The following is a 550-nucleotide window of genomic DNA, read 5'->3' as shown; positions in this document are numbered from 1 at the left end:
TGATTTCATGAGAGGTATTCGCCTCTTTGGAATAAATAAAACTTATAGGAGGACTTGAGAATGACTGTAAAAGTAGGTATTAACGGTTTTGGACGGATCGGACGACTCGTATATAGCCCCATTGAGTTATTCTTGTTTTTCGATTCGTATCGCATAATGAATATGTAGGGTACGCAAGGACAAGGAAGTGATTATATATTTTTTAAATACGGAACCAAAATTCTCATTATTGCTCGTGATAGACGCATTCAAATGCTTCTTAAATCAATCTTGAGAAGGAAGGCTGCATGGTTGATCAAGCATATGATGGTAAATCATCATTTCTTAAAGCACGACAGTTCGACTATAGTCTTGTTATATTGGATGCAGCAATTCCTTATCAGGATGGAATCACTCTTTGCTCTAAGATCAAGAAAGTTAAATGAGGTGCCTGTTATCGTGGTGACTCATAACGACCATCAGATGCTGGAGAGTTTTCAAGCTGGCGCTGATGACTCTAAACAACATGTAAAGGAGTTGCGCCATGACGATTAGTCACAGTCTCTTGTTC

1 protein-coding gene is annotated in these 550 nt (G+C 38.5%); it reads left to right on the top strand.

Annotation, left to right across the window (positions count from 1 at the left end; all coding sequences use genetic code 11):
- The first annotated feature begins 287 nt into the window (after nucleotides 1-287).
- Nucleotides 288-425 (top strand): response regulator, encoded by a 138-nt coding sequence (locus BK127_RS46190; RefSeq protein ID WP_083690003.1) that lies wholly within the window; start codon nucleotides 288-290, stop codon nucleotides 423-425.
- The last annotated feature ends 125 nt before the right edge of the window (nucleotides 426-550 follow it).

Source organism: Paenibacillus sp. FSL H7-0331, assembly GCF_001956045.1.
This window is presented reverse-complemented; position numbering and strand designations above follow the sequence as displayed.